Below are 24736 nucleotides of genomic sequence, written 5' to 3' on the forward strand. Positions count from 1 at the left end.
AGACAGAGCGGTAGTGCTACCGCTGCCGGACGGCAGAGCGATAAAAAGTGGCGGTGAGTGTCAGTTTAAATGACGCGGTTTTGCAGGTAGTCGAGGTGCTTTGCGTTGTAGACGATCTTGACCTCGTCGGTTTCGGCGGAACCGATGCAGGTCAGGCGGACGTCTTTGTCCTCGACTTCCTCGTCGCTGAGAATCTGTTGCATGTCCATGTCGATCTCCCCCTCTTTGACGATGGCCGCACAGTTCGCACAAGCGCCTGCACGGCAGGAGAAGGGCCAGTCGTAGCCTTGGGCCTCGGCGGCCTCGAGGATGTACTCGCCCTCGTTGACCTCGAGACTGCCGTAGTCCTCGTCACCGAGGTCGGCGTCGGCGGCCTGCTCGAAGAGGTCGTCGTCGTCCATGTCCCAGCCCTGGTCGTCCAGCACTTCGTAGTTGAGGTATTCTACCGTGGGCATCGTTCGCTGATTCGAGGGCCGGACTGGTATAGCTTGCTGTTCGATTGTAAATCGTTTTTTACCATAAAATCGACATCTAAACCCGTTCAGACGAGAAGGGACGCCGAATGAAGGGCTCGAGAACGGCCGACGTGATAGCAAGGGCCGTCGAATGACGTACTGCTAGTGCGTGTCATGGGGGTGGCACTGGGCGAATCTCGTTGGGTGACGTTCCGTCGTCGGTGGCGGCGCAACCGTGATCCGTTCTTGTATCGTGCCGACACGTCGTAACAGCAGACCGTGTCAGAACCCGAATATTGGAACGAACCGGAACGTAAGGAACGCACCGGCAGTCGAGATGATCGGGACGACGTTTTGCATGACGATGACTCGAGCCGTCGTCGACGGATCGAACAGGTCGGAGGCTCGCGGGATGTCCGCCGGTTCTTCCTCGCCGATGTCGGGTGACTCTTCGCCCTCTTCTTCGGCTGTCAGCGCACCGACGGAGACGCGAGTCTCCTCTTCGCCGCGGGCAGCGTCGGACAGCGTCGTCGTTCGGGTCGCCCGCCCCCAGCCGAGGCCGACGATGCTCATCGTCGCGATGACGACGAAACTCGCCGGAATACCGATCCACGAGAGGCCGATGACGATGGTCGAACTGATGACGGCGACGACGATCGCGGCCGTCAGCGGCAGGTTCGTGATGTCGTTACCCAGCGTCTCCATCGTCCGGCGAGCGATGGTGAAACAGCCGACCGCGACTGCGGCGGAACCGATCAGGATCAGCGTGAGCATGTCGACGTCGCCGGTACCGTAGATCGGTGCGATGGCGTTTGCGATGTTGCTCGTCCCCGAGGAAAACCCCATCAGACAGCCGATCCCGACGACGACGAACGCTCCAGTAACCTCCCGTCGATCGGCGTTCGGGCCGAACTGGAATCGTGGGACGAGTCCCGACCACTCGAGGCGGATCATCCGTTCACCGTCGCGGCTCCCCTCGAGGGCGACCCACTCGTTGAGTTGGGTGTAGAAGTATCGACCGACGAGACCGCCGACCCAAAAGCCGATGATCGGGGCGACGATCCACCAGACGACGATTTCGCCGAGGATGTCCCAGGCGAGTTCGCCGGTCGCCAGCCCGAGTGCGGCGATCGCACCGACGGCAGTCATCGACGTCGAGGCGGGAACGCCCGCGTAGTTGCCGACGAAGAGAGCACCGCCGATAAAAAAGAGGACAGCAACGTTCGACCGCATGGTGAAGATTCCTGTGTCGTGAACGAGGTCGTTGCCGAGCGTGTCGACGACCTGTGGACCGATCGTGACGGCACCCAGGAAGAAGAAAATCGACATCAACGCGGCTGCCATCACCTTCGTGATGACGTTCGCACCGACGGCTGGACCGAACGCTGGCCCGGTCGTTGCGCCACCGATGTTGTAGCCGACGAAGACAGCGACGAGAATCCCCACGATAAGGAGTACTTCAGTCACAGTACGAACTCAAGCGGGCTGATCCTAAAAATGACTCTGTTCGCTCACGCCAGTAGAACCGCAACCGACCCTGCGACAGGGGGCCCGTCCGTTCCTTCGGCGACCGTGTTCGAGAAGCGTGCCGTACGTAGCGGCCGAAGAATGCCGGCGACGGTCGGCCTGTAGCCTGCCTCTTAACAAAGCATTTCAACCGACCACTCCATACGGTATAGTATCATGAGTGTCGTTCTGGATTCCTGTAGACGACGAGTGGGACGTGACGGACAGACAGCAGTGACGGGGAGAACTGCAGTACAGCAGGTAGCAGACCGGTCGGACACGACGGGTGACGGGCGACGATGCTGAACCCGGTCCACGTCGACGCAGCCGTCGATCTCGCTTACGGCGCACTGATCGCACTCTCGATCGTACTGATCGCCGTCTTCGAGACGACCGTCGGACTCGCGTTCGGTATCGGCGTGTTCGCGGCCTACATCGTCCACGTCGTCTGGAAGATGGCGCGGTTCGATCCGGACTGGATGACTCGAGCGGTCGAGGAGACGGTCGAGCAGAAAGTCGAAGGCGTGCAGGCACAGGTCGAGGAGACGGTCGAACAGACGGTCGGCGAAACTGTCGAAGAAACCGTCGACGAAACTGTCGAACAGACGGTCGAAGAAACAGTCGAGGAGACGGTCGGTGAAACTGTCGAAGAAACAGTCGAGGAGACGGTCGGTGAAACTGTCGAAGAAACAGTCGAGGAGACGGTCGGTGAAACTGTCGAAGAAACAGTCGAGGAGACAGTCGGTGAAACCGTCGAAGAAACAGTCGAGGAGACGGTCGGCGAAACCGTCGACGAAACAGTCGAGGAGACGTTCGGTGAAACCGTCGACGAAACAGTCGAGGAGGTAGCGGCACAGGTCGAAGAGACAGTCGAACAGACGGTCGAAAAGCAGGTCGAAGAAGTACAGACGCAGGTCGAGAAAACCGTCGAGGAGACGGTCGGCGAGACAGTCGAAAAACAGGTCGACGAGGTCCAGACGAAGGTCGACGCCGTCGACGAACGCGTCGACCGTCGGCCTCGAGAGGACGAAGTCGAAGAGATGGTCGAGGAGTCGGCCGAAGGGGAAGAAGAGGCCGACTCGTAGCGATCGCTCCTGCCGGACGACTGTCGGTCACTCACGGCGCAACCGAAAGATGGGTTACGGCTGTGCCGGCACGTTGGCACAGGGGCCGTCTCAACGAACGATCGTCACCGGTACCGGCGCGCGTTTCGTCACGGTTTCGGCGACGTTCCCCACGAGAAAGCGGTGTGTCGCGCGATTCCAATCTGCGCCGTGGCTCCCGAGAACGATCGTGTCGTAGTCGTCGGCGCGGTCGACGACGTTCCGTGCCGGGTGACCGATACCGACGACCGTCTCGAGTTCTCGGTCCCGTTCCGCGGCGACCTCGTGGGCGCGTTCGAAGACCGTTTCGGCCCGGTCGGCGGCCGCCTCCTCGAGGTCGTCCTTGAGCGAGAGTCCTACCGCGTCGCCCATCATCATCGACGGGACGCCGACGACGTGGAGGACGGTGACCTCGGCGTCGGGGTGGTTCTCGAGGGCGTACTCGAGTGCGTGCTCGGCGTGGTCGGAGTCGTCCATGGGGACGAGGATGCGAGAGAGCATAGCTCGTGATTCGTCGGCGAGCGACGTAAGTCCTGGTCGCGGTTCAGTAGCCGGAGCGGTCAGGCGACGCCGGGAAGAGCGAGGAAGAACCCGTACGCCAGGAGCGTCGACATCGAGGGACCGATGATCCACATCGAGACGTACTTGACGATCGCTCGAGGGTTGAACAGGTCGTCACCGCGGAGTACGTCCGCAGACTCCGGTTGGCCGATCCGAGGCGCGGTCTCGTCGACTTTCTCCTGGGCGACGATGGCACCGAGGTCGATCTCGGTGTCGTCTACGTCCTGGCTGACTGCCTCGCGGACCGTGACCGGACGGGTCGCTCGGCCCCAGCCGATGCCGACGATCGTCATCACTGTCGCCATCACGAGGCTGATCGGGATACCGGCCCACGAGAGAATCGTCGTGATCGTCGAGGCGGTCACCATGACGAAAAGCGCCGCGAGCAGCGGGATGTCGCTCAGTTCGCCGCCGACGGACGCCATCGTTCGTCGGGCGATGGTGAACCCGCCGAGACCGATTGCAAAGGTGGCAATGATGATCGCGGTGTTCGGTTCCAGCCCGTCGACAGTGCCGACCAGCGGCGCGGCGGCGTTCGGGACGTTGCTCGCACCGGCACTGAAGGCCATGTAGCAGCCGATGACGAAGACCGCGAGCGTGGTACCGAACTCCTGTCGGGTCGTGTTCGGTCCGAGCGCCGGCGTCGGTACCGATCCTCGGCGCTCGAGTCGAAGCAGCGGCCCTTCCGACTTTTCGATGTCGACCCGGTGATTGACCCACGGGTAGATGTACCGACCGATCAGTACGCCGATCCAGAGCCCGATGATCGGCGTGACGATCCACCAGGAGATGATTTCGGCGATCGTCGCGTAGTCCAGGGTCCCCGTGGCCAGTCCCAGTCCGGCGATCGCGCCGACCGTCGTCATCGACGTCGGCACGGGAACGCCGAAGATGTTGGCGACGAGCATCCCCAGTCCGATGAAAAAGAGGACGGCGACGCCAGCGGTCAGCGTGAGGTCGATCGTGATAATCCCCTCGCTGAGCGTCTCCATCACGTTCCGTCCGACGGTCCAGCCGCCGAAGAAGACGAAGAACGTCATGACCGCCGCTGCAGTCGTCTTCGACACGATTCCGGCACCGACGGAGGGTCCCCACGTGATTCCAGTCGACGAACCGCCAATGTTGAAACCGACGAAAACCGAGGCGACAACTCCGACCAACAGCACCGTTTCGACCATCAGCAGATAGTATATCGCTGTTCGTGAAATAACTGCTGGAACCACTGATCTGTGGGTTATCTACACTACTCTGCGTTCGTCCTGACTATCGGCTCCGTGAAACGTTGGCTAGTCGAGTCACCGAACGACGACGACCGGGACTGGAGACCGCCGAAATACCTTCTCCGCGACGTTGCCGACGAAGATACGGTCCGCGACGCTCCCGCCGTGGCTGCCGATCACGACCGTCTCGTAGTCGGCAGCGCGGCGAACGATGGCACGAACCGGATGTCCGAGTTCGACGTCGGTGTCCAAAACGACGTCACCGTCGGCTTCGGCGGCGATTTCTCGGGCGCGTTCGAACACCTCTTTTGCGTGTTCGTCGGCCGCCTCTTCGAGGTCGTCAGCGAGCGCGAGGCCCGTCGCCCGCCCCCACATGGGGGACGGTTCACCGACCACGTGGAGAACAGTGACGTCGGCGTCGGGGAAGACCTCGAGTGCGTACTCGAGTGTGCGTTCGCTCATCTCCGAATCGTCCATCGGGACGAGGACGTCGTCGACCATACGCGATGTCCCACGCCGATCGGAATAAACGCGGGGGTGGGGCCTTCAGATCCCGAATATCGGGACGAACCGGAACGTTGCGTACGCGCCAAGCGTCGCGATCGCCGGGACGACGTTCTGCATGAGGACGACGCGGGCCGTCGTCGCCGGGTCGAACAGATCCGACGCCTTCGGAATCCGCTCGGGTTCTTTTTCTTCGCCGATCGGCGGGAGTTCCTCGCCCTCTCGATCCTCGGACAGTGCGCCGACCGACACTGGGGCCGACTCCTCGCCGCGGACTGCTTCGGAGACGGTGATCGGACGCGTCGCTCGGCCCCAGCCGAGCCCGATGATACACATCGTCGCGATGATGACGAAACTCGCGGGGATGCCGATCGCCGAGAGGAAGATGACAAGCGTGGCGCTTACCGTCGCGGTCACGATCGCCGCCGTCAGCGGGAGTTCCGTGAGTTCGTTCCCCATCGTCTCGAGGGTCCGGCGTGCAATCGTGAACGTGCCGATCCCGACGGCGAGACAGCCGATAATGATTGCGGGGTTCATCTCGAGTTCGCCGCTGCCGACCAGTGGTGCGACCGCGTTCGCGATGTTCGACGTACCGGAGCTGTAGGCCATCAGACAGCCGATGACGATCACCATCACCACGCCACCGGCTTCACGAACAGTCGCGGTATCGCTCAGTCCTGGCGTCGGAACGATCCCGGAGCGGTCGATCTCGAACAGCGGCCCTTCGCTTCGTTCCATCGCGATCCGTCGATTGAGTTCGGCGTAGAAGTACCGGCCGATGATCAGTGAGACCCAGAAACCGATGAATGGGGAGACGATCCACCAGATCGCGATTTCTCCCATGACTCCCCAGTCGAGTTCGCCCGCCGCGAGACCGAGCCCCGCGATCGAGCCGACGGCCGTCATCGACGTCGACGCGGGGACGCCGAAGACGTTCCCGACGAACAATGCGACGCCGATGAAAAAGAGGACGGCGACGCTCGCCTCGAGCGTGAAGACGCCGGGGTCGTGCACGAGGTCCCGGCCGAGCGTGTCGACGACTCGCCGGCCGATCGTCCACGCCCCGACGAAGAAGAAGATCGTCATCAGCGCGCCGGCCATGGTCTTCGAGATGGCGTCGGCCCCGACGGCCGGCCCGAACGCGGGGCCGGTCGTCGCGCCGCCGATGTTGTATCCGACGAAGATCGCGACGAGAATGCCGATGAGAAGCAGCGTCGAAATCATGCCTGGATGAGAGACGTCCCTCGGTGTTTGCGAGGGTCGTTTCGTGCCGTCTGACGTACTCGAGCCGGTGCCCGTCGGGGCTCCGTGGAACGCCGACCGAGAGTCGGGTAGCTGCGGCCGGCGGGTCGTGGGCCGGCCGTCGACCGTCGAACGTCGGCGGGTTCAATCGTCGGATGTCTCTTCCATCTCATCTATCACTGTTTCCTCGAGTAGTGCGTCGATCTCTTTGAGCGCGGCCGGCGGTCGATCCGCTGATCGACCGTCTCGAGTTGTTCCTGGCCCGCATCGAGCTGTTCGCTGACTGTCTCGTCTACTCGCTTCTCGACCTGCTCGCCGACCGTCTCCTTGACCGCCTGGCTCATCCAGTCCGGATCGAACCGCGCCATCTTCCAGACGACGTGTAACGCGTACGAGATCAGCACGCCCAGCCCGAACGCTACCCCGACGAGCGTTCCGACCGAGACGATCAGGGCGACCGAGACGAAGATCAGGACACCGTAGCCGAGATCGATGATCGCGTCGACGCGACGCGGGTTCATCGCTCGGGACGTCCCTCCGATACGATCGCAGAGCCACTTCGGACTCGGTCGAGACCCGCACTCATGGCGTAGTCCGTTCACTGTACCGCGTGAAATCAGTTTGGTGCGTGATAGTTACTGTTTCTCGTAGGTGACTCTACGGCTCGAGGGTAGTTCGGGCGAGAACCGCCGCCTTTACTCGAGTGCGCGCCACCGACACGAGTATGGACGAGGACGCAAGCGAAGTGGGCAACGACGGGTTCGAGGTCGTTCCGGCGGTCGACGTGAAAGACGGCGAGGTCGTCCAGTTGGTTCAGGGCGAGCGCGGCACCGAGAAGACCTACGGCGACCCGGTCGAGGCAGCCCGCAAGTGGGTCGAGGCCGGCGCGGAGTCGCTGCACCTGATCGATCTCGACGGCGCGTTCGAGGGCGAACGAGAGAACGGAGACGCGATCGACGCGGTCGTCGACGCCGTCGACGTCCCGACGCAACTGGGCGGCGGCATCCGGACTGCCGAGGACGCGGTCGAACTCCTCGAGCGCGGCGTCGATCGAGTCATTCTCGGCACTGCGGCGGTCGAGAATCCCGAGATTGTCGCCGAGATCAGCGAAGAATACCCGGACAGCGTCGTCGTCAGTCTCGATGCGAAAGACGGTGAGGTCGTCGTCGAGGGCTGGACCGAGGGTGTCGGCATCTCGCCGGTCGAGGCCGCCGAGCGATACGAGGGACTTGGTGCCGCGGCGATCCTCTTTACGAACGTCGACGTCGAGGGGAAACTCGAGGGCGTCGCGGCCGAACCGGTCCGTGAACTGGTCGAAGCGACCGAGATTCCGGTGGTCGCCAGCGGCGGCGTCGCGACTCTCGAAGACGTTCGGGCGCTCGAAGACGCTGGCGCGGCCGCCGTGGTCGTCGGAAGCGCGCTGTACGAAGGGCAGTTCTCGCTCGCGGAAGCGACCGACGTCGTCGGAAGCTGAGTTCGCTCGACGGAGACGAACGCCTTCTTGACCCCCTGTCCCCTAGCCGCGTGCGTGGACTCGAGAGATCGGGATCGAGTCGTCCTCGCGGCGGTCGTCTTCGCCGTTCTCTTCTCGCAGCTATTGCTCTATCCGGGAATCGCGACGCTCGTCTCGGCGCTGGGAGCCGAGGCGACGACTTCACCGTTTGCCGAGACAGCGCTGGACGCGAGCATGTGGTTTCTCGTCGCCGAGTTCGCAGCCTACGTCGCCTTCGTCGGCGTCTGGGGTGCTGTAAGCGATGTGACGGGGAAGCGGACGCCGTTGATCGTCGCCGGAGCCGTCGCTGGCGCGACAGGGTACGGTCTGCTCGCGCTCGTTCCCACGATCGGATCGATTCCCTTCGAGGGGGTGCTCTTGTTGCGAGTCTTTCAGGGCGCGATGACCATCGGCGCGCTCTCGCTGACGATGACCATGTTGATGGACCTCGGCGGCGGCAACGGCCGGAACATGGGTGCAGCCGGGATCGCAATCGGGCTCGGGGCCGCACTGGGTGCGCCGGTCGGCGGGCAGTTGACGGAAATACACCCGCTCGCGCCGCTGGTTGCCGCCACGACGCTGTTGCTCTGTGTCGGCGCGCTGGTCACGGCCGTCACGGATCGAGCACCGACTCGTCGTCGCAGCGCCGGAGCACTGCTCGAGGGCGTGCGTCGGCAGCCGACACTGTCGATTCCCTACGCGTTCGGGTTCGTCGATCGGATGACAGCCGGCTTCTTCGCGCTGGTCGGAACGCTGTACTTTCAGGAGACGTTTGGTCTCGACGCTGGAACGACGGGTCTCTTGCTCGCGTGTTTTTTCGCTCCGTTTGCCCTGTTGCAGTATCCCATGGGTGCGCTGTCGGATCGGATCGGTCGAACGATCCCGATCGTCGTCGGCTCGATCTGTTATGGATTCGGCATCCTCGCGGTCGGTTCCGCGCCGACGGTAGTGCTCGCGGCCGTCGCGATGATCGCCATCGGCGTGCTCGGAGCCCTGGTTTCGCCGACGACGATGGCGCTCGTGACCGACATCGCCGACGAAAGCGAGCGCGGACTCGCAATGGCCGGGTTCAACCTCGCCGGCAGCCTTGGGTTCCTCGGTGGCTTTCTGATCGGCGGGACCGTCGCCGGAAGCTACGGCTACGACCTCGCGTTCCTCGTCGTCGGCGGCCTCGAGGTTGCCATCGCGGTCGTAGCGACCCCGGCCTTCCTGCGGCTGTCGCTTGGCTCTTCGAGCGAGGGACGAAAACGAGACGTTCGGCCGTGAGATAGAGTGGTGGGTTGGGTCAGTGAGCCGCGGGACGAGTCGCTGCTGTGTGGAATCGCGTACAGCGGTCGATCCACGTTCGTTTCGCGCACCCACCGAGAGCTCCTGCATCCAGTCATCACTCCGACAGTATCGGTCGAGTTCGCTCGACAGGTTCCACTGATGAGATTCTCGAGAGGAGGTTCAGCCCTGTCATGCGAGTACATACCGATGCACCAATGGAGGAGACCAATTTTTATGTGATCAACACTAACAACAGGTTGATGACACGAGATAGCCCGATTTCGCGCCGAACTGCGCTGAAGATTACTGGTGGGGCAGCCGCGACGGCACTCGTCGCTGGTTGTAACGGCAACGGCGAGAACGGCGAAGAAAACGGTGACGACGAAGAAGACGGATATGAGATCGAGCCCGGTACGACGATCGAACTCGACGCACAGACCGCCGGCTGGGAAGGCCTCGAGCCCGCAGAGATCGAAGACGACGTCAACCCGACGCTCATCCTCCAGGAAGGCGAGGAGTACGAGATCGGCTGGCCCGTCGGCGACGGTGGCAACCACAACATCGAGATCTGGAACGAAGACGACGAAGTCGTCGACGGCCTCCAGACCGAGGAAACGACCGACGACGAACCCGACGACCAGTTCCTCGAGTTCACGGCAAGCGAGGAGATGGACGCCTACGTCTGTGCTCCACACGACGTCGCGATGAACGGCGACCTCATCATCGAATAATCGGTTTCCGCCGCTGTGTTCTTTTTACTGCTGTAGCTGACCTCCAGCACGGCTGGCGATTTCCGCGGGCATCAAAAGTACCATACCGTCTCGTGTCCCAGTAGGCTGTACTCAGGTGGTTCCGTGACCGAGAAACGCGAATACAAAGACGAGTATCCCGACAAGACGCTGTACATTCCCGGCCCGACCGAGGTGCGTGAGGATGTCGTCGAGGCAATGTGTGAACGGCCCTTCGGTCACCGGATGGGCCGGATGACCGATCTCTACACGACCATCGTCGAGGACACGAAAGAGTTCCTCGGAACCGACAACGAGGTCGTGATCCTCACTGGCTCCGGCACCGCGTTCATGGAGAGCGCAATCCTCAATCTCGTCGACGAGAACGTCCTCTGTACGACCTGCGGGAGCTTCAGTGAGCGCCAAGCCAACGTCGCCAGACGCCTCGGCAAGAACGTCGACACGCTCGAGTACGAGTGGGGGAAGGCAGTCAAGCCCGAGGACGTCCGCGAGTACTTGAAGGAAAGCGACACCGACTACGACGTCGTCACCTGCGTGATGAACGAGAGTTCGACCGGCGTCCGAAACCCCGTAGCGGAAATCGGCGACGTCGTCGCCGAATACGAAGACACGTACTTCGTCGTCGACGCCGTCTCGGCACTGGGTGGGGATTACGTCGACGTCGACGACCACAACATCGACGTCGTTTTCACCTCGGTCCAGAAGGCCTTCGCGATGCCACCCGGCCTCGCCGTCTGTGTCGTCAGCGACGAGGCCTACGAGCGCGAACTCGAGTCCGAGTCGGCGTCGTGGTACGGCGGCTTCCAGCGGACTATCGACTACTACGAGCGGAAGGGCCAGACACACTCCACGCCGGCGATTCCGGTCATGCTCGCCTACCGCAAACAGATGAAACACATGCTCGAGGAAGGCCACGACGCCCGCGACCAGCGTCACCGGGAGATGGCCGAATATACCCGCGAGTGGGCTCGCAAGCACTTCGAGCTGTTCCCCGAAGAGGGATACGAGTCCCAGACGGTAAGCTGTATCGAGAACACGTACGGGATCGACGTCGCGGAAACCATCGACACCGTCTCCGAAGAGTACGACATGGTCTTCTCGAACGGGTACGGTTCCACACTCGGTGAAAAGACGTTCCGAATCGGACACATGGGCGAGCACGATCGCGAGTCGATCGAAGCACTGACCGACGCCATCGAAGACGTCGCGGAACTGTAGTCGGCGAGCGGTGGGCCGTCGACTCTTCGTCTTCAACTCGGTTTTGTGGACTGATGAAATCCAGCCACGAAGACGTGTCGTCGCGTCTCCGTTGCCGTCCAGTCGCGACCGTCGCCAACGACCGTACCCAATCTCGGTCGAGAATCGATCTATAACGAATTATATAACCAATCCGTTACGTTGATAGACTACACCATGGTAATCATTACGGGGCTATCTAGCCCTATTATCGTACAAATAGATGCTTGTTGCTTGGTACCAATTATCTATTCATACCACTTTGGTGAAATGTTTTTATAGCTGGACACCGTATCTCGAACTGAGACAAGTCGTTTCCAGCCGGGAAGCGCCAGTCGACAACCATGAGACAAAGTACCCAAATTCCACAGAACGGCATCGGCACAGAATCATCACCCGGGACAGGGACCCTCGGAAGCGGCGTCGCGTTCGTCGCCCTCGCCCTGGCAGTACTCTGGGCGCTCAGCAACCCCACCCTCGCAGCGTCGGTCACCGCAGCCGTCGTCGGGGCAGTCACGCTGGCCCTGGCAGGCGGTCGCGCGCTCGCACGCCGACTCCGTGGACGGATCGCCAAACTCTCGATTCCAGGCGTCGCGACCGTCCGGATCAGCGTTTCTCCGAACTAATCGGGACCGTCTGCTCGTTTCGCTTTCTCTCTTCCAAGCGGTAACCGCTGTCAGTTAGTGTGATCAAATCGAACGACGGAAGCGCGTTCGCGTGACCGGTGTGGACGATACGATGGTGTGCAAACAGAGTCAGTGAGTACAGAACGGAGTCGATCCAATCGAACTCGAGCGCGTCGACAGAATCGACGAAGAAAACGCGACCGTCGCCGCCGTCGCTCTCGGGAACGAGACACGGCCGAGAACGAACGGTCGACCGGCAGCTACTGAATGTGGCCTTCTTGCCGGAGTTGGTCGGCTTCGCTTTTCTCGTAGCGCCAGGTGATGTCTGCCTTTTCGTCCTGCCAGTCCCAGGGTTCGACGAGAACGACATCGTCTTCACGGATCCAGATGCGCTTTTGCATCTTGCCAGGAATGCGGGCGGTACGTTCCGTCCCGTCCGCACACCGTACTTTGACCCGATTCGCCCCGAGCATGTCGGTGACGGTCGCGAAGACCTCGTCGTCCTCGGGCATCCGGAGGTTCTTCCGACCGCCATCTCCGTCTTCGCTCATGGGGCGGGATTCGAGTTCGAACGGTTTAACCCTTTATTGATTTCGTCGGCCGGAGCGGTGGCCGGCACGGCCGAAATCACGATGGTCCCGAGAACGAAGTCACACCGTCACACGCGGTCGGGGACCCTCGAGTGATCTGCCGTCGCCATCGAGGCAGAAACCACGTCGTTTATTTTCTTCCCCTGGCCACTCGAGCGTATGTTGGACAAACTCGGCCCGCTCGGGATCGTCGGTATCCTGGCGTTGCTTGCCGGTATCGGACTCGTCGCGTACGAAAACCTCGTGATCGCGGGCGGCATCGCGCTCGTGCTCGCCGGACTCGGACTGGTCGTCAAGTCACTGGTCTCGAGTGTGCTCCAGAGCTTCGGGATGCTGTAGCTGCGGCCGGCAGTGATCAAAGAGCGGACTCGGACTCGAGTCACTCGAGTGGTTTGGAACGGAACGGTTGTCGGTGCGGACAACGCGTACGCCACGTCGCCGGACGCGAGACTACACTTCGTCGTCGCCCGCTCGATGCTCGCTGATGAGTTGGTCGACCATCGCTGCCTTCCGATCGCGCCGCCGTTCTTCGGCTCGGTCGTGCCAGTCGTCGATCACCGCCTCGACGTCGTCCTCGCGGGCGACGGCGAGTTCGTCGACCTCTTGCATCGCTACGTCGCCGGCCGGTCCGATCGGGATCTCGGCCTCGAAGAGGATCTCGTCGGCAACGTCGGAGAGGCCACCTTCTTTCAGGATTACGCGAGGTTCGAACCCCGCGAGCAACTCCGCGGTCGAGCGACCGGCACCGCTGGCGTCGCGTAGGTAGATCACGTCTCCAGGTGCGAGACCGTACTGGTCGTCGGCTTCCCGGATCGCACCCTTGGTGAACTTCTCGACGACTTTGACCGGCACCAGTCCCTCTTTCTCCGCGGAGACGTCGCTGAAGTTCGAGTGATCCAGCTTCCAGAGTGCCTTCATCCGGTCGACTTTCTGCTCGAGTTCGTCGACCTTCTCCCGGGCTTCGTCGCGTTCGTACTCGAGTCGTTCCGCCTTGCGACGGTAGCGGGTCACCTCCCGGTTCCGTCGGACTTCTCTGCGCTCTTTCCGGCGCGTCTCGTCCAGTTCGACCTCGAGTTCGTCGATACGGTCGTCTTTCTCTGCGAGTCGGTCTTCCAGGGTAGTGACGTGTGACTGGAGGCGCTCGACCTGCTTCTCGAGTTCCTTGATCCGCTGTTCCTCGGCGGTGAGTTCACGGGGTTCGTGGGTCGTCGTCTCCTCGTCACCGTCGCCCTCGTCTTCCAACTCTGCGAGGACGGCCTCGACGCTCTCCTCGCCGGCGACGACGCGGGCGGTGACCTCGCCGCGATCGATCCCCGGCGGAAGTTTCTTCGCGATGCGATCGAACTGGTCCTCGTGAGCGTCGACGGCGTAGAGAGCCGCCGCCATGGCGTCGCGCTGGTGGTCGTTCTCGTACTGGTGGTTGCGGGTTCGGTGTTGTTTCTCGTCGACGGGCAGATCCGTCTCCGGCGTCCAACCGGCTGCGTCGAAGCTCCGCCGAAACTTCTCGACCGTTTCGGGCATCGGCGTCACGTCGGCAGCGACGACGATCGGTCGCCCCCGCTCGACGATCCACTCGATCACTTCGGCGGTGTCGCTGGTGCGAGAGCTCCAGACGTCTAACACCTCCCCCTCGAGATCGACGATGGCGACGGCGGTCGTCGTTCCCGGATCGATACCGACGAGGACGTGATCGCGGCGCTTCGCGAGCGGACGGAACTCGATGCCGTCGCGGCGTTCGCGTTCGATCTCGACGCGAATGTCGCCCGACCGATTGCGCGAGACGGGAATGTCCTGGGGCCGCGCCTCGACGGTAAAGATCGCGTTGGCGAACCCGCCGTAGGCCTCACGAACGTCTTTCTCGTACTCGAGGGTGGCGTCCTCGAGTTCGGACTCGACCTCCCGGGCCCGCTTTTTCACGGAGCCGTGGATGCGCCGGGTGAAGCGGTCCTCGCTCCAGCCGCCGCTACCGGTCGAGCGCCCCCGAGAGACCTTGACCGTCGTGGTGTCGGTGAAAGCCGAGACCTCGTAGCCGACGTTGTGGGCCGCAAGGCGAGCGGCGGCCTCGGCCTCTTCCATCGGCTCTTTCCCGTAGGGGATGCCGTGGCGTTTCGCGACGCGAGAGAGCGGCTCGGGTTGTTGGTCGCCCGTCACCTGAACGAGTTTCGTGCCCGCGGGCAGCGTCCCCAGGAAGTGGATCAGTTCGTCCTTGTCGGCCGCCAGCTCGTACATATTGTCCGTCGCGACGATCGCCGGCCCCTCGTCGTCGATCAGCCGTCTGAGTTTCCGGTGGGAGACGACGTCCCGGGCGACATCGTCGCCGTCGTACCTGACCAGTGCGTACGACGGTGCGTCACCGCGTACGTCACCGCTCTGGATGTCGACACCGTAGACGACTGCGTCGAGCGCACTCGTTCGCGTACTCACAGAGAGGTATAGGGACGAAGCAGGCATAAATCCCGCGCGGCTCGAGAGTAGTTTAGCCTCTTTCAGAGCCGCCTCGTCAGAAACCGACTCGTCGAATCGTTTCTCTTGGGCTCTGAAGACTGTTCTGGGGGTTTATGATCTCCCACCCACTTACTATACGTATGACCGTTCTCGTAGCCTACGACGGGTCGATGCCCGCCCAGAAGGCAGTCGATCGTGCATTCGAGGAGTACGCCGACGAGGAGATCGTTCTGCTGCGCGTCGTCGAGGCCGCGGGTGGGTCGACCAGTGCCGGCATCAATCTCGCACAGGAGGCGATCAAAAGCGAGCGCGAGGAGGCCTCGAGCGACCTCGAGGAACACCTCGACGACCTCGAGGGAACCGAAGACGTGGAGTACCGAGCTGAGATCGTCGTCGGTGATCCGGCCCGCGAGGTCGTTGAGTTCGCCGAAGACGAGGACAACGATGTCGAGCACATTCTGGTCGGCAGCCACGGCCGGTCGGGTGTCTCCCGGATCTTACTCGGGAGCGTCGCCGAAACGGTGGTCCGTCGGGCACCGGCCCCGGTCACCGTCGTTCGCTGACCGTATCGATCGTTACTGCGTGTTCGTCATTCCGCCGTCGACGATCAGCGACTCGCCGGTGACGTATTCCGAGCGGTCGCTCGCGAGGTATACCGCTGCGTCGGCGACATCTTCCGGTTGCCCGGCACGACCGGCCGGGATCGCCTCGAGGAACCCTTCTTCGACGTCGGTCCCAATGATCGCGTAGTCGTCGGTCGTCATCTTCGTCTCGATCAGTCCGGGATGGATCGCGTTCACGCGGATTCCCTCGGTGCCGAGTCTCCCGGCCATCGCGTACGTGAGGAGGCGAACTGCGCCTTTCGTTCCACAGTAGGTGACGAAATCGCCCGATCCCTCGAGTCCGGCGACCGACGAGAGGTTGACGATGGTGCCGCCCTCTCTTTCGCCCTCGACCATCCGCTTTGCCGCCGCCTGCGCGCCGAAGTAGACGCCCTTGACGTTGACGTCCATCATCCGGTCGAACGCCGCCTCGTCGACCTCGAGAAACTCCTCGCCGTGGAAGATGCCGGCGTTGTTCACCATCACGGTAATACCGCCGAACGCCTCGGCCGCCTCGACGGCGTTCTCGAGGTCTGTCACGCTCGAGACATCACACTCGACGAACGTCGTGTCGGCGTCGGTCTCTGCTTCGATCAGTTCGTGTGTCGGTGTCCCGCCCTCACGGGGGTCTTCCTGCAGGTCCGCGATCACCACGTCGGCTCCCTCGGCCGCGAACCGGCGGGCGATCGCCCGTCCGTTGCCGCTCGAGCCACCGGTCACTACTGCGACATCGTCAGTGAGCATTGGGGGCATTGCACACATATACGCTGTCGGTCGATTAAAGACTGTTTCCACGTCTCACGCACTGTACTCGGATCTGTAATCGGTCGTGTCCGCTAGCGGTCTTCCAGCACTACGACGTCGCCCCGCTGACCTTCGGGCTGGTACTCACAGCGGTAGGTCGCCATCTCGTCGGTCGCCTCGAGCGTGAGCGTCTCGACTTCGCCGACGACCTCGTTTCCAGGACTCGAGTAGTCTGCGACGACCTCGCGGTTCGCGTCCCAGAACGCGATGTTGTGGTGGACGCCGTCCATGTTCTTCCAGCTCACCTCGTACTCGCGGCCGTCGACGAGAACGAGCGTCGGGTTCTCGACTCGGTCGATGGCTGATGGTTCGACGCCGACCCAGCCGCCGACCCAGCCGTCGAACCGGATCGTCTCGACGTCGTGCCACGCGTCGGGATCGGTGTTCCCCTCAGTCATCTCGGCTTCGTCGACGACAGGCTCGTCCGCTTCGCTCTCGCTGCCGTTGTCGTCTCCGAGACAGCCGGCGATTGCGGCCACGACTGTTGTGCCAACCCCCGTCAGGAGCGTCCGCCGTCGGGTGGGGCTCGAGACCATCGATGAGCGTAGCCCGTACAGCGGCATAAGAGCTAGTCTACCGAAGATGAACTGTCACGGCGACCGATACGCGAGTGTGGCTCGAGCCGCTGGTTGCGTGCTCCGGGCCGGCACTTACTGACCCTGCCGTCCACGAACGGGTATGGGTGACCGAAACGTCGACGCGGCCTACACCGAACTGACGCCGGACTCCTGGCACCAGGACGAGGCAGGCAATTACTACATCGACTGTCCCGAATGTGGCTCTGCGGCGTCGCTGCTGAACGTCGCCAAACACGGCCGCTGTAACGGCTACCTCGACCAGCAAGAAAGCGGGACGGACCTCGACGGGACGGCGATGGACTGTACAGCCAAACTCTGGTTCGAGCTCGGTTACACCGCCGACGCCGACGCGAAGATGACCGACGACGCCGTCGCCGAATCCACGAGCGACGTCGAGACCGAGGACGGCGTTCCGGCGGAGGGATCGCCGCCGGGAACCAACGGCACCGTCGACGACGGATAAACTCGGCCACACGGTGTGTTGGGCTGCACTCCGTCGCTGTCGTGTGTCAGTGACGGGACAACCGCGAGACGGTTCGCGGGCACTACAGGAGATCGGGACAACAGCCCGTATCATCCGGATTGCTGTAACTAGTTCCCGCCGATCGCCAGAACGGGGCCGGCGGTCGGCGGTAATTGACTTACAGCAAACTGTCTCAGTCGTCGATCCGTCGGGCTGGCGAACCCGCAACGGTCGCTTCCGGTTCGACGTCGTCCGTGACGACCGACCCAGCGCCAACGGCAGCACCCTCGCCGATGGTGATGTCTCCCAGAAGCGTCGCGTTCGCGCCGATTTTCGCACCGTCCTCGACTGTCGGGTGCCGTTTGACCGGCTCGCTCGTGTCGCCACCGAGCGTGACGCCGTGATACATGTGGACGTCGTCGCCGATATCGGCCGTCTCGCCGATGACGACTCCCATCCCGTGGTCGATCGTTACCCGGCGTCCGATCGTCGCGCCGGGATGAATCTCGACGCCAGTCAGCCACCGTACCAACTGAGAGAACAGTCTCGCAAACAGGTAAAGCCCGGCGTTCCAGAGCCGATGGGCGATTCTGTGCCCCCAGACGGCATGAACGCCCGGGTAACAGAGAACGACCTCGAGACAACCTCTCGCGGCCGGGTCCCGATCACACATCGTCCGCACGTCTTCACAGAACCGTCCGAGCATCTATCCTGAATCGGAATCGGGAGTAACCAATCTAAAAAGAATCGTTTTCCGATTACGTTCCACGCTCGAGTCGCCGGCCGATTCGCTCGGGAAGGCCGACCTCCTGGACCGTCTCTTGGACTGTCTCGATATCGTATTCGACGCGGTGGGTTTCGACCGTCATTGCGTCGAGGTCGATCACTGCATAGCCCGCCCGCGGGTCGCCGTCGCGTGGCTGGCCGACGCTACCAGGATTGAGGACGATCCCCTCAGCGAACTTCTCGACGCCCTGGACGTGTGTGTGACCGAGGACGAGCACGTCCTCGTCGTCGAGCATGCGCGGCGAGAACTCCTCTGGGTAGGTGTACCGGCTGTACCGGTCCGGATCATCGGGGTGACCGTGAACGATCTTCAGCCGACCGTCGCACTCGAGGCGCTCTTTCGGGAGGTCTGCGAGCCACTCGAGTTGCTCCGTGGAGAGTTCTCCCTCGGCGTGTTCGACGCCCGCCTGTGCGATCCCGTTGAACCGGAACGGTGTCTCCGTGGCGACTGCTGCGTCGTGGTTGCCCATCACCGTCGCTACCCCGCGCTCGCGTAGTTCGTCGACGCAATCTGCCGGCCAGGGGTTGTAGCCGACGACGTCGCCCGCGCAGGCGAGTTCGTCGACCGGCGGCATGTCCTCGAGGACGGCCTCGAGGGCGATCCGGTTGCTGTGGACGTCCGAGATGAGTCCGACCTTCACGTCCGATGGTATCCATCGGATCGGTATGTATCTTGGGCGAGTTACCGACGCGTCGTTTCCGTTCGAACTGCTATCTTTCTTTCTCGTCGGCGCACTCGCCCTGGCCGTCGCTCGCTGCCTGACTCTGGGCGTCGTCACCCAGGCCAACGCGGCTCTCGACGCGACGCCGCTTACCGAACCGCGGGCGAACTCGGACACGGTCACGGATGTCGGTGCAGACGGCGACGCCGATTCCGAGACGCCCGTCGAACCCTTCGTCGGCGGTACGCCGAAGGCGAACTCGAGGACGACGAATTTCAACGTCGCCTCGAGGGCCTCCTCGAGAGCGAGTGCGACGGCGAGCAGGGTACGATTGAGACGGAATGCTGTACCGATGTACTGGCGCGACCGCAGGAGCCGCGGTCGCGCCGGAACTGACGGACAGCAAACCGTATAGCTCCGAACTCGAATAGCGCTGTTCGGTCGGTACCGGGAGACTCGAAGACTCTCTTGCGGTTGTACCAGGGATTCGTTACAGTAACCCGTCTCAGTTGCCGTTCTCGATCGCCGTCTCGAACCCGTTGTCGGTCAGCGCCACGCCTGCGGCACAGACCTCGTGTTCGAGTTCGAGGCCGTACGCCTCCCGTGCTGCCTCCTCCGCACGTTCGGCGTCGAACTCGAACGCCTCGGGGGAGTCTTTCTCGTAGGTCGCGACCAGCGTCGGCTCCGCGACGGTCTCGACCAGCAGTGCGTCCTTGCGGACCGTTCCGACCAGCGCCGCGCCGCTGTCGTCGATCGTCGCGGCGATGCGTGGCGTGTCGTAGTCGTCTTTCTCGTAATCCAGCGCGAGGAGACTCTCCGCGAGCGCGTCTCGAGCCGGGTAGCCCAACTCGAGTTTCTCCGCGATCGGATCGACGTGTGATCCGTTGCCGAACGCGGCGGTCTCGCCGGTCGGCGTCTCGACGACCCGCAGGCAGTTGTAGGAGACGTAGGGGTTGTCAGTCTCCGGCGCATCGTCGGTAGGACCGACGGTGAGCGCTTCGTCTCGAGCGGTAATCTCGCGGTTCGGGAACGATCTCGAGGAGACGCGGTAGGCACCGACCTCGGGGCCGACGACGACGAATCGTCCGACGTACATGGGTGTGGATGCGCGGGGAGTGGGAAAAGGAATGTCGGTTCTCGTTCGTGTCTGGGTACTACTTCGTGGTGTCAAAATCGGCGTTCGTGGTGCTCTTACCGGGATGGATCACCGCTCTCGAACCGGTACGCCGGAGACGTATTGAGGGAGTGTTCGCTACTCGGGTGTCAGGCCGGCGTCCTCGACGCGCATGACGGCCTCGCCGTCGGCGAGGTTCGGTGCGTCGACCAGTCGGACGATCCGCTTGTCTCCCTTGGACTTGCGCAGATAGATACGGAACGTGGACTTGTGGCCGAGGATGTTGCCACCGATCGGCTGTGTCGGATCGCCGAAGTAGGAGTCGGGGTTCGAGGCGACCTGGTTGGTGACGATCACTGCGGCGTTGTAGAGGTTGCCGACCTTGTCGAGGTCGTGGAGGTGCTTGTTGAGCTTCTGCTGGCGGTCTGCGAGTTCGCCACGGCCGACGTACTCGGCGCGGAAGTGGGCCGTCAGCGAGTCGACACAGAGCAGTCGGATGGGGTAGTCCGAGTCCTCGTGTTCACCCGCCAGCTCCTGGGCTTTCTCGGCCAGCAGCATCTGGTGGTTGGAGTTGAACGCCTTCGCGACGTGGATCTTCTCGAGGATGGCGTCGACGAGTTCGTCGAGGGCCTCCTCGTCGTCGGCCGACCCCTCGATCTCGCGGTCCTCCATGGTTGCTTCGATTGCCTCCTCGGGCAGTCCACGGACCATGTCGTCGATTCGCTCGGGGCGGAACGTGTCCTCGCTGTCGATAAACATCGCGCTGCCGTGGAGACCGCCGACCTCCTCGGGAAGTTGGACGTTGACGGCCATCTGGTGAGTGACCTGGGACTTGCCGGAGCCGAACTCGCCGTACACCTCGGTGATCGACTGGGTCTCGATGCCGCCACCGAGCAGGTCGTCGACCTCGTCGATGTGCCAGCTCAGTTTTCCGATCTTGTTCCGTCGTTCGAGTACCGTCGACCCGGTCTCGAAGCCGCCGATGTCGGCGGCGTCGCGAGCGGCACTGACGATGTCTGCGGCAGTGGACTCGCCGACGTCGGCCGTATTCGACAGCTCCGAGGGCGAGGCGACGGCGAGACTCTGGAACGATTCGAAGCCTGCATCCTGGAGTTTCTCTGCGGTTGCCGGTCCAACGCCGGGGAGCGTCTCGAGATCTGCGTCGGGCATATACTCTCGTTGTGCCGGCCCCCTCATAAACCTCCGTTAACAGGAGAGTGAAAGTGAAAGTGCACGACTGCGTCGACCCAGTCGAAAATCGGTCGATGGCTTTAGGCAAGAAGAGCTACGGTCGTGCCTCGTCGGGGTTCCAGGTCAAACAGTACAACTGCCCGCCGTCGCTGCCGACGAACAGTTGCTCGTCACCAACCGCTGGCGTACTCGAGATGGCGTCGTCGACACCGAAGTGCCAGAGGTGTGTGCAGTCGTCGGCAATGTCGAGTCCGTACAGCGAGCCCGTCGAGTCGGCGACACAGACGACATCGCCGACGACGACGGGGCTGCCGTGGACTGGACCGTCGAGCTGGACGCCTTTCTTCGCGAACAGCCAACCACGGAGTTTGCGCCGGCCGAACGTCGTGTCGGTGACGTGGAGATAGCCGTCGGTCGCGCCGAGAAACGTTGCATCGAGTTCCGGAAGCACGGTTGCCGAGGTGCTGAACGCGTCGCGGATCTCGTAAGTGAACCACGACTGTCCGGAGTCGGCGTCCATCGCGATCATGGTGCCGTCGTCGTCGCTCACGTAGACCAGTCCGTCCGCGACCGTCGGTCCACCAGCGATACCGCCGTCCGCCGGTGCCGTCCAGGCTTCCTCGCCCGTCTCGCACTCGAGGCCGTAGACGGTTCCGCCCTCTGTGCCGACGTAGACGCCTGCATCGGCCGAAACAGTCTCAGTTTCGGCCTCGATCTCGGTCGGTACGTCGACCGACAGCCCGTCGGCCTCCGGAGCCTGGGGCTGGCTCTCCTCGAGCGGGGCCGACTCCGTTTCGTCGCCGACGGCTGGACAGCCGACGACTGCCGACTCGGTCTCGTGGGTCCAGATCACGTCACCGGTTTCACCCTCGAGCGCCGAGAGACCGGCCGTGTGGCCGACGTACAGCTGGCCGTCGTCGAACGTGGGCGACGAGGAGAGAGAGGCCGGGAGGTCCGTACTCCACAGTTCGTCTCCCGTCCCGGGATCGATCGCGTAGACGGTGCCGTCGTCGGTGGCGAGAAACAGTCGGTCGCGGGTGACGATCGGCGTCGCGTTCGTCGCGCTCAGGGTCTCGAACGTCCACCGCCGACGGCCGGTCTCCCGCTCGAGTGCGTAGAGGTTTCCTCGTTCGGTTCCGACGAAGACTGTATCGTGGTCGAGCACCGGCGATCCGACCGGGCCGGTGAGGTCGACTATCCAGTCGGTCTCGACCCGAAGCGGACCGTCACGGTCGCGTCGGGTTCCCGCGTTCCGTGAATCACCCTCGTGCTGGTTCCAGTTGGTCACTGACGGGAGTTACTCAACGGACCAGTATAATGGGTCCGTCTCGATGCGAACGGGACGGGAACGGGACGGGAACGGGACGGGAACGAAAAAATCGGCAGGACCCGAGTCGGTGCGTGTCTGGTACAGCGACGATGTGGCGTCGGTCACCTGCCGTACTCGCTGTCCCGGTCGAAGCGGCATACACCTGCCGCCACAGTGGTTGGGGCGGTCGAGCAGACGACACTCATTCCCAGGGATGAGTACCGCTTGCACTCGGCCACAGCGGGTACCAGTACTCTTTTTCCCGTTCGATCTCGAGTTCGCCGTCTAACGCGGCCTCGAGTTTGAACTCCGCGCCCGAGTCGCGTTCCCTGCCGGGTTGGGGCGCGAAGGGGTAGTACGCGCCCCGGCGGAACGAGTAGATCCAGTAGGCGGGTCCGTTCGCTCCGGCGGCTTCGCCGCCTCCGTCTCGATGCCGTGAGACGGTATCGGCTCTCTCGTAGGCGAAGACGGCGGCGAGCAGCCGCGAGCCGTAGCCGTGCTCGATGAACGTGTCGGCGGCGAAGTGGAGGCTGGTGATCAGGTCCTCGGGGTCGTCATCCTCGAGAACGACCCAGTGGTAGCCGTGGTCGTCCTCGGAGACCGAGAAGTCGGTGCCGGTCTCCTCCTGGCCGGCTTCCAGAATGGCCTCGACCTCGTCGACGGCCTCCCGGAAGCTACGTGAGTCGACGCCGGAGAAACAGAGTGCGCCGACGTCTGCTGACTCGTAGCCGAGTTCGGCCTCCATCGTCACGTAGGCGGTGCTCATCCCGAAGAGGTCGTCGGGGTCGGCGTCGCGGCTCGCGTCGGCTTCGGCACGCAATCCGAGTACGGATCGAAGCCCGTCCAGCAGTCCCATATCCGATGAGACGGGTGCGTCCCTTTAGAGTTCACGTGTTTCGGTACGGTTGCCCAAGCAGTGATGGGCCAGTCGCTCGTATCTGCCTGTCGTGTCTCGCGTCTCGAGCAACGTCGTGACGGTCGGCCGCGAGTTCGAAACCCGCGTCGTGAATCCGATCGTTCGGTGGCTCCTTCGATCGCCGCTGCACCCGCTCGCCAGTTTCGCGCTCGTGCTCGTTACCTACAGGGGCCGTCGGAGCGGTCGGGAGTACACGATGCCGGTCGCGTACGCCCGCGACGACGGGACGCTCGTCGCCGTCACGCCGAAATCGGAGACGATCTGGTGGACCAACTTCCGGGAGCCAGCCGCGTGTACGGTCCGGTTCCGGGGTACTCGAGAGCCAGCGATCGGCGAGGTCGTCACCGACGACGGCAAACGGACTCGACTGCTCGAGGTCTACGCCGGTCAACGACGTTTGCTGGCGCGAGTCCTCGGAATCACGGATCGGGATGGCGACTCGAGTGGCGACGAACTCGCGGTCGTACGGTTCTCGCTCGACGCCTGACTGAAGTCAGAATCCTGGACTTACAGTCGATCTAACCTCCGGCGAGGGCGTTATACGCGTCGAACCCGTAATAGAGTCGAATAGCCAGCCGACCAGTTCGCCCCTCGATGCACCTATGAAAACAAACGCATCACCGAAAGCGCCGCTGCCAGTACCGTCCACCGATCACCTCGAGAAGCGGTCGCTCCGGGCACGCACCGAGCCGATGTCGGTGCTCCCGCTGGGCGACGGCCTCTACGAGATCGAGTCCGCAAGCGACAGCACCTACCTCGTCGATCTCGAGGCGGGCCGCTGTACCTGTCCCGACCACGTCTTCCGTGGCGTGCGGTGTAAGCACGTCCGCCGGATCGCCATCGAGATCACCGAGGGTCGGACGCCGCCGCCGGGAGAAATTTCGCTCGAGTGTCACGACTGCGATGCGCCGGTGTTCGTCGAGGAAGACGAGGCCGTCGAACCCGCCTACTGTGACGAGCATGCGATCTGGCCGGGAGATGTGGTTCGCGACCGCGAGACGGGCGACCGCCTGACGGTCGTCGACGTCTCGCCGTACCGTGCGGACGCGGTCTCGATTTCCGAGGCCGTCACCACCGTGGCCGACTATCCGACCAACGAGGGTTACGACCCCGACGTGCCGGTCGTCGGGGCGGTCTACCCGCACGCCACCGTGAAGCGAAACGGCGTCGTCCCCTCGTCGCTGACCGTGTACGTCTTCCCGCGAACGCGGCTCACGACGGCGAGCGACCGGTCGTAACTCGAATTCGAAACGAGACGGTTAGCCAGTCGCCTGGAAACCGTCGACCACCGACGATCCGTTTGTTTACACCGG

28 protein-coding genes and 1 pseudogene are annotated in these 24736 nt (G+C 63.1%); 12 read left to right on the plus strand and 17 right to left on the minus strand.

Annotated features, from left to right (window positions below; translation table 11 throughout):
* Positions 1-65: 65 nt before the first annotated feature.
* Positions 66-455 (minus strand): ferredoxin Fer, encoded by a 390-nt coding sequence (gene fer, locus NATGR_RS08525; protein WP_005578330.1) that lies wholly within the window; start codon positions 453-455, stop codon positions 66-68.
* A 282-nt stretch (positions 456-737) separates the two neighbouring features.
* Positions 738-1922, minus strand: a complete 1185-nt coding sequence (locus NATGR_RS08530; protein WP_005578328.1) for an inorganic phosphate transporter — start codon at positions 1920-1922, stop codon at positions 738-740.
* Between the two features lie 338 nt (positions 1923-2260).
* On the opposite strand from NATGR_RS08530, the gene NATGR_RS08535 reads away from it, so the two are divergent.
* Positions 2261-3046, plus strand: a complete 786-nt coding sequence (locus tag NATGR_RS08535) for a hypothetical protein (protein ID WP_015233469.1) — start codon at positions 2261-2263, stop codon at positions 3044-3046.
* Positions 3047-3136: 90 nt separating this feature from the next.
* Here the strand turns inward: NATGR_RS08535 and NATGR_RS08540 are convergent, their stop codons facing one another.
* The 5 genes and pseudogenes from NATGR_RS08540 to NATGR_RS08560 all read right to left on the minus strand — a co-directional run bounded on the left by NATGR_RS08540 (position 3137) and on the right by NATGR_RS08560 (position 7112).
* Entirely contained in the window at positions 3137-3565 is a 429-nt protein-coding gene (locus NATGR_RS08540; protein WP_005578324.1) for a universal stress protein, read from the minus strand.
* 59 nt (positions 3566-3624) lie between these two features.
* Positions 3625-4803 (minus strand): inorganic phosphate transporter, encoded by a 1179-nt coding sequence (locus NATGR_RS08545; RefSeq protein ID WP_005578322.1) that lies wholly within the window; start codon positions 4801-4803, stop codon positions 3625-3627.
* Between the two features lie 117 nt (positions 4804-4920).
* Positions 4921-5346, minus strand: coding sequence for a universal stress protein (locus NATGR_RS08550; protein WP_005578320.1), 426 nt, complete (start codon positions 5344-5346; stop codon positions 4921-4923).
* Positions 5347-5391: 45 nt separating this feature from the next.
* The gene (locus tag NATGR_RS08555) at positions 5392-6573 is read right to left on the minus strand and encodes an inorganic phosphate transporter (protein ID WP_005578318.1); all 1182 of its coding nucleotides are present in this window, start codon (positions 6571-6573) and stop codon (positions 5392-5394) included.
* 162 nt (positions 6574-6735) lie between these two features.
* A pseudogene (locus tag NATGR_RS08560) lies at positions 6736-7112 on the minus strand (hypothetical protein).
* A gap of 203 nt (positions 7113-7315) precedes the next feature.
* Here NATGR_RS08560 and hisA point away from each other — a divergent pair.
* From hisA to NATGR_RS08585, 5 genes are all read left to right on the plus strand, one after another.
* Entirely contained in the window at positions 7316-8065 is a 750-nt protein-coding gene (gene hisA, locus NATGR_RS08565) for a 1-(5-phosphoribosyl)-5-[(5-phosphoribosylamino)methylideneamino]imidazole-4-carboxamide isomerase (RefSeq protein ID WP_005578314.1), read from the plus strand.
* 54 nt (positions 8066-8119) lie between these two features.
* Entirely contained in the window at positions 8120-9349 is a 1230-nt protein-coding gene (locus NATGR_RS08570; RefSeq protein ID WP_015233470.1) for an MFS transporter, read from the plus strand.
* A 263-nt stretch (positions 9350-9612) separates the two neighbouring features.
* A complete protein-coding gene (locus tag NATGR_RS08575) occupies positions 9613-10083 on the plus strand; it encodes a twin-arginine translocation signal domain-containing protein (protein WP_005578309.1) in 471 nt (156 codons plus the stop codon).
* A gap of 123 nt (positions 10084-10206) precedes the next feature.
* Entirely contained in the window at positions 10207-11319 is a 1113-nt protein-coding gene (locus NATGR_RS08580; protein ID WP_005578306.1) for a pyridoxal-phosphate-dependent aminotransferase family protein, read from the plus strand.
* A gap of 362 nt (positions 11320-11681) precedes the next feature.
* On the plus strand, positions 11682-11963 hold the full coding sequence (locus NATGR_RS08585) for a hypothetical protein (RefSeq protein ID WP_005578304.1): 282 nt from the start codon (positions 11682-11684) through the stop codon (positions 11961-11963).
* Between the two features lie 260 nt (positions 11964-12223).
* Here the strand turns inward: NATGR_RS08585 and eif1A are convergent, their stop codons facing one another.
* Positions 12224-12514, minus strand: coding sequence for a translation initiation factor eIF-1A (eif1A, locus tag NATGR_RS08590; RefSeq protein WP_005578303.1), 291 nt, complete (start codon positions 12512-12514; stop codon positions 12224-12226).
* Between the two features lie 198 nt (positions 12515-12712).
* On the opposite strand from eif1A, the gene NATGR_RS08595 reads away from it, so the two are divergent.
* Entirely contained in the window at positions 12713-12892 is a 180-nt protein-coding gene (locus tag NATGR_RS08595) for a DUF7470 family protein (protein WP_005578302.1), read from the plus strand.
* A gap of 111 nt (positions 12893-13003) precedes the next feature.
* Here NATGR_RS08595 and NATGR_RS08600 read toward each other — a convergent pair whose 3' ends face one another.
* The gene (locus NATGR_RS08600) at positions 13004-14977 is read right to left on the minus strand and encodes a DUF460 domain-containing protein (protein ID WP_005578301.1); all 1974 of its coding nucleotides are present in this window, start codon (positions 14975-14977) and stop codon (positions 13004-13006) included.
* Positions 14978-15138: 161 nt separating this feature from the next.
* Between NATGR_RS08600 and NATGR_RS08605 the strand changes: the two genes are divergently transcribed.
* Positions 15139-15561, plus strand: a complete 423-nt coding sequence (locus NATGR_RS08605) for a universal stress protein (RefSeq protein ID WP_005578300.1) — start codon at positions 15139-15141, stop codon at positions 15559-15561.
* Between the two features lie 12 nt (positions 15562-15573).
* Here the strand turns inward: NATGR_RS08605 and NATGR_RS08610 are convergent, their stop codons facing one another.
* Both NATGR_RS08610 and NATGR_RS08615 read right to left on the minus strand, forming a co-directional pair.
* Positions 15574-16353, minus strand: a complete 780-nt coding sequence (locus NATGR_RS08610; RefSeq protein ID WP_005578299.1) for an SDR family oxidoreductase — start codon at positions 16351-16353, stop codon at positions 15574-15576.
* Positions 16354-16436: 83 nt separating this feature from the next.
* A complete protein-coding gene (locus NATGR_RS08615) occupies positions 16437-16940 on the minus strand; it encodes a hypothetical protein (RefSeq protein WP_005578298.1) in 504 nt (167 codons plus the stop codon).
* Positions 16941-17082: 142 nt separating this feature from the next.
* Between NATGR_RS08615 and NATGR_RS08620 the strand changes: the two genes are divergently transcribed.
* Positions 17083-17445 carry a hypothetical protein gene (locus NATGR_RS08620; RefSeq protein WP_005578297.1) on the plus strand — a complete coding sequence of 121 codons (363 nt, stop codon included), beginning with the start codon at positions 17083-17085 and terminating at the stop codon, positions 17443-17445.
* A 193-nt stretch (positions 17446-17638) separates the two neighbouring features.
* Here the strand turns inward: NATGR_RS08620 and cysE are convergent, their stop codons facing one another.
* Both cysE and NATGR_RS08630 read right to left on the minus strand, forming a co-directional pair.
* Positions 17639-18151 (minus strand): serine O-acetyltransferase, encoded by a 513-nt coding sequence (cysE, locus tag NATGR_RS08625; RefSeq protein WP_005578296.1) that lies wholly within the window; start codon positions 18149-18151, stop codon positions 17639-17641.
* 52 nt (positions 18152-18203) lie between these two features.
* On the minus strand, positions 18204-18872 hold the full coding sequence (locus NATGR_RS08630) for a metallophosphoesterase family protein (RefSeq protein WP_005578295.1): 669 nt from the start codon (positions 18870-18872) through the stop codon (positions 18204-18206).
* 25 nt (positions 18873-18897) lie between these two features.
* Between NATGR_RS08630 and NATGR_RS20630 the strand changes: the two genes are divergently transcribed.
* Positions 18898-19308: a hypothetical protein gene (locus tag NATGR_RS20630; RefSeq protein ID WP_015233473.1), complete on the plus strand. Its 411-nt coding sequence runs from the start codon at positions 18898-18900 to the stop codon at positions 19306-19308.
* A 90-nt stretch (positions 19309-19398) separates the two neighbouring features.
* On the opposite strand, the gene NATGR_RS08640 is transcribed toward NATGR_RS20630, so the two are convergent.
* The 4 genes from NATGR_RS08640 to pspAB form a co-directional block, all read right to left on the minus strand.
* Entirely contained in the window at positions 19399-19989 is a 591-nt protein-coding gene (locus NATGR_RS08640; RefSeq protein ID WP_005578293.1) for an IMP cyclohydrolase, read from the minus strand.
* A gap of 156 nt (positions 19990-20145) precedes the next feature.
* Positions 20146-21177 carry a DNA repair and recombination protein RadA gene (gene radA, locus NATGR_RS08645; RefSeq protein WP_005578291.1) on the minus strand — a complete coding sequence of 344 codons (1032 nt, stop codon included), beginning with the start codon at positions 21175-21177 and terminating at the stop codon, positions 20146-20148.
* A 115-nt stretch (positions 21178-21292) separates the two neighbouring features.
* Positions 21293-22486, minus strand: a complete 1194-nt coding sequence (locus tag NATGR_RS08650; RefSeq protein ID WP_005578289.1) for an outer membrane protein assembly factor BamB family protein — start codon at positions 22484-22486, stop codon at positions 21293-21295.
* A 223-nt stretch (positions 22487-22709) separates the two neighbouring features.
* Complete coding sequence (pspAB, locus tag NATGR_RS08655) at positions 22710-23363, minus strand: PspA-associated protein PspAB (protein ID WP_005578287.1); 654 nt, start codon at positions 23361-23363, stop codon at positions 22710-22712.
* Between the two features lie 91 nt (positions 23364-23454).
* On the opposite strand from pspAB, the gene NATGR_RS08660 reads away from it, so the two are divergent.
* Both NATGR_RS08660 and NATGR_RS08665 read left to right on the plus strand, forming a co-directional pair.
* Positions 23455-23910, plus strand: a complete 456-nt coding sequence (locus tag NATGR_RS08660; RefSeq protein WP_005578285.1) for a nitroreductase/quinone reductase family protein — start codon at positions 23455-23457, stop codon at positions 23908-23910.
* A gap of 115 nt (positions 23911-24025) precedes the next feature.
* Positions 24026-24661 carry an SWIM zinc finger family protein gene (locus tag NATGR_RS08665; RefSeq protein ID WP_005578284.1) on the plus strand — a complete coding sequence of 212 codons (636 nt, stop codon included), beginning with the start codon at positions 24026-24028 and terminating at the stop codon, positions 24659-24661.
* Positions 24662-24736: the final 75 nt, after the last annotated feature.

Origin of the sequence: Natronobacterium gregoryi SP2, assembly GCF_000230715.2 — an archaeon.
GTDB classification, from domain to species: Archaea; Halobacteriota; Halobacteria; order Halobacteriales; family Natrialbaceae; genus Natronobacterium; species Natronobacterium gregoryi.

Excerpts from the sequence above, each read along its gene's own strand:
- fer (WP_005578330.1), bottom strand. The coding sequence starts at position 455 with ATGCCCACGGTAGAATACCTCAACTACGAAGTGCTGGACGACCAGGGC.
- NATGR_RS08535 (WP_015233469.1), top strand. The coding sequence starts at position 2,261 with ATGCTGAACCCGGTCCACGTCGACGCAGCCGTCGATCTCGCTTACGGC.
- NATGR_RS08540 (WP_005578324.1), bottom strand. The coding sequence starts at position 3,565 with ATGCTCTCTCGCATCCTCGTCCCCATGGACGACTCCGACCACGCCGAG.
- NATGR_RS08545 (WP_005578322.1), bottom strand. The coding sequence starts at position 4,803 with ATGGTCGAAACGGTGCTGTTGGTCGGAGTTGTCGCCTCGGTTTTCGTC.
- NATGR_RS08550 (WP_005578320.1), bottom strand. The coding sequence starts at position 5,346 with ATGGTCGACGACGTCCTCGTCCCGATGGACGATTCGGAGATGAGCGAA.
- NATGR_RS08555 (WP_005578318.1), bottom strand. The coding sequence starts at position 6,573 with ATGATTTCGACGCTGCTTCTCATCGGCATTCTCGTCGCGATCTTCGTC.
- hisA (WP_005578314.1), top strand. The coding sequence starts at position 7,316 with ATGGACGAGGACGCAAGCGAAGTGGGCAACGACGGGTTCGAGGTCGTT.
- NATGR_RS08575 (WP_005578309.1), top strand. The coding sequence starts at position 9,613 with ATGACACGAGATAGCCCGATTTCGCGCCGAACTGCGCTGAAGATTACT.
- NATGR_RS08585 (WP_005578304.1), top strand. The coding sequence starts at position 11,682 with ATGAGACAAAGTACCCAAATTCCACAGAACGGCATCGGCACAGAATCA.
- eif1A (WP_005578303.1), bottom strand. The coding sequence starts at position 12,514 with ATGAGCGAAGACGGAGATGGCGGTCGGAAGAACCTCCGGATGCCCGAG.
- NATGR_RS08595 (WP_005578302.1), top strand. The coding sequence starts at position 12,713 with ATGTTGGACAAACTCGGCCCGCTCGGGATCGTCGGTATCCTGGCGTTG.
- NATGR_RS08605 (WP_005578300.1), top strand. The coding sequence starts at position 15,139 with ATGACCGTTCTCGTAGCCTACGACGGGTCGATGCCCGCCCAGAAGGCA.
- NATGR_RS08610 (WP_005578299.1), bottom strand. The coding sequence starts at position 16,353 with ATGCCCCCAATGCTCACTGACGATGTCGCAGTAGTGACCGGTGGCTCG.
- NATGR_RS08615 (WP_005578298.1), bottom strand. The coding sequence starts at position 16,940 with ATGGTCTCGAGCCCCACCCGACGGCGGACGCTCCTGACGGGGGTTGGC.
- NATGR_RS08620 (WP_005578297.1), top strand. The coding sequence starts at position 17,083 with ATGGGTGACCGAAACGTCGACGCGGCCTACACCGAACTGACGCCGGAC.
- cysE (WP_005578296.1), bottom strand. The coding sequence starts at position 18,151 with ATGCTCGGACGGTTCTGTGAAGACGTGCGGACGATGTGTGATCGGGAC.
- NATGR_RS20630 (WP_015233473.1), top strand. The coding sequence starts at position 18,898 with ATGTATCTTGGGCGAGTTACCGACGCGTCGTTTCCGTTCGAACTGCTA.
- NATGR_RS08640 (WP_005578293.1), bottom strand. The coding sequence starts at position 19,989 with ATGTACGTCGGACGATTCGTCGTCGTCGGCCCCGAGGTCGGTGCCTAC.
- radA (WP_005578291.1), bottom strand. The coding sequence starts at position 21,177 with ATGCCCGACGCAGATCTCGAGACGCTCCCCGGCGTTGGACCGGCAACC.
- pspAB (WP_005578287.1), bottom strand. The coding sequence starts at position 23,363 with ATGGGACTGCTGGACGGGCTTCGATCCGTACTCGGATTGCGTGCCGAA.
- NATGR_RS08665 (WP_005578284.1), top strand. The coding sequence starts at position 24,026 with ATGAAAACAAACGCATCACCGAAAGCGCCGCTGCCAGTACCGTCCACC.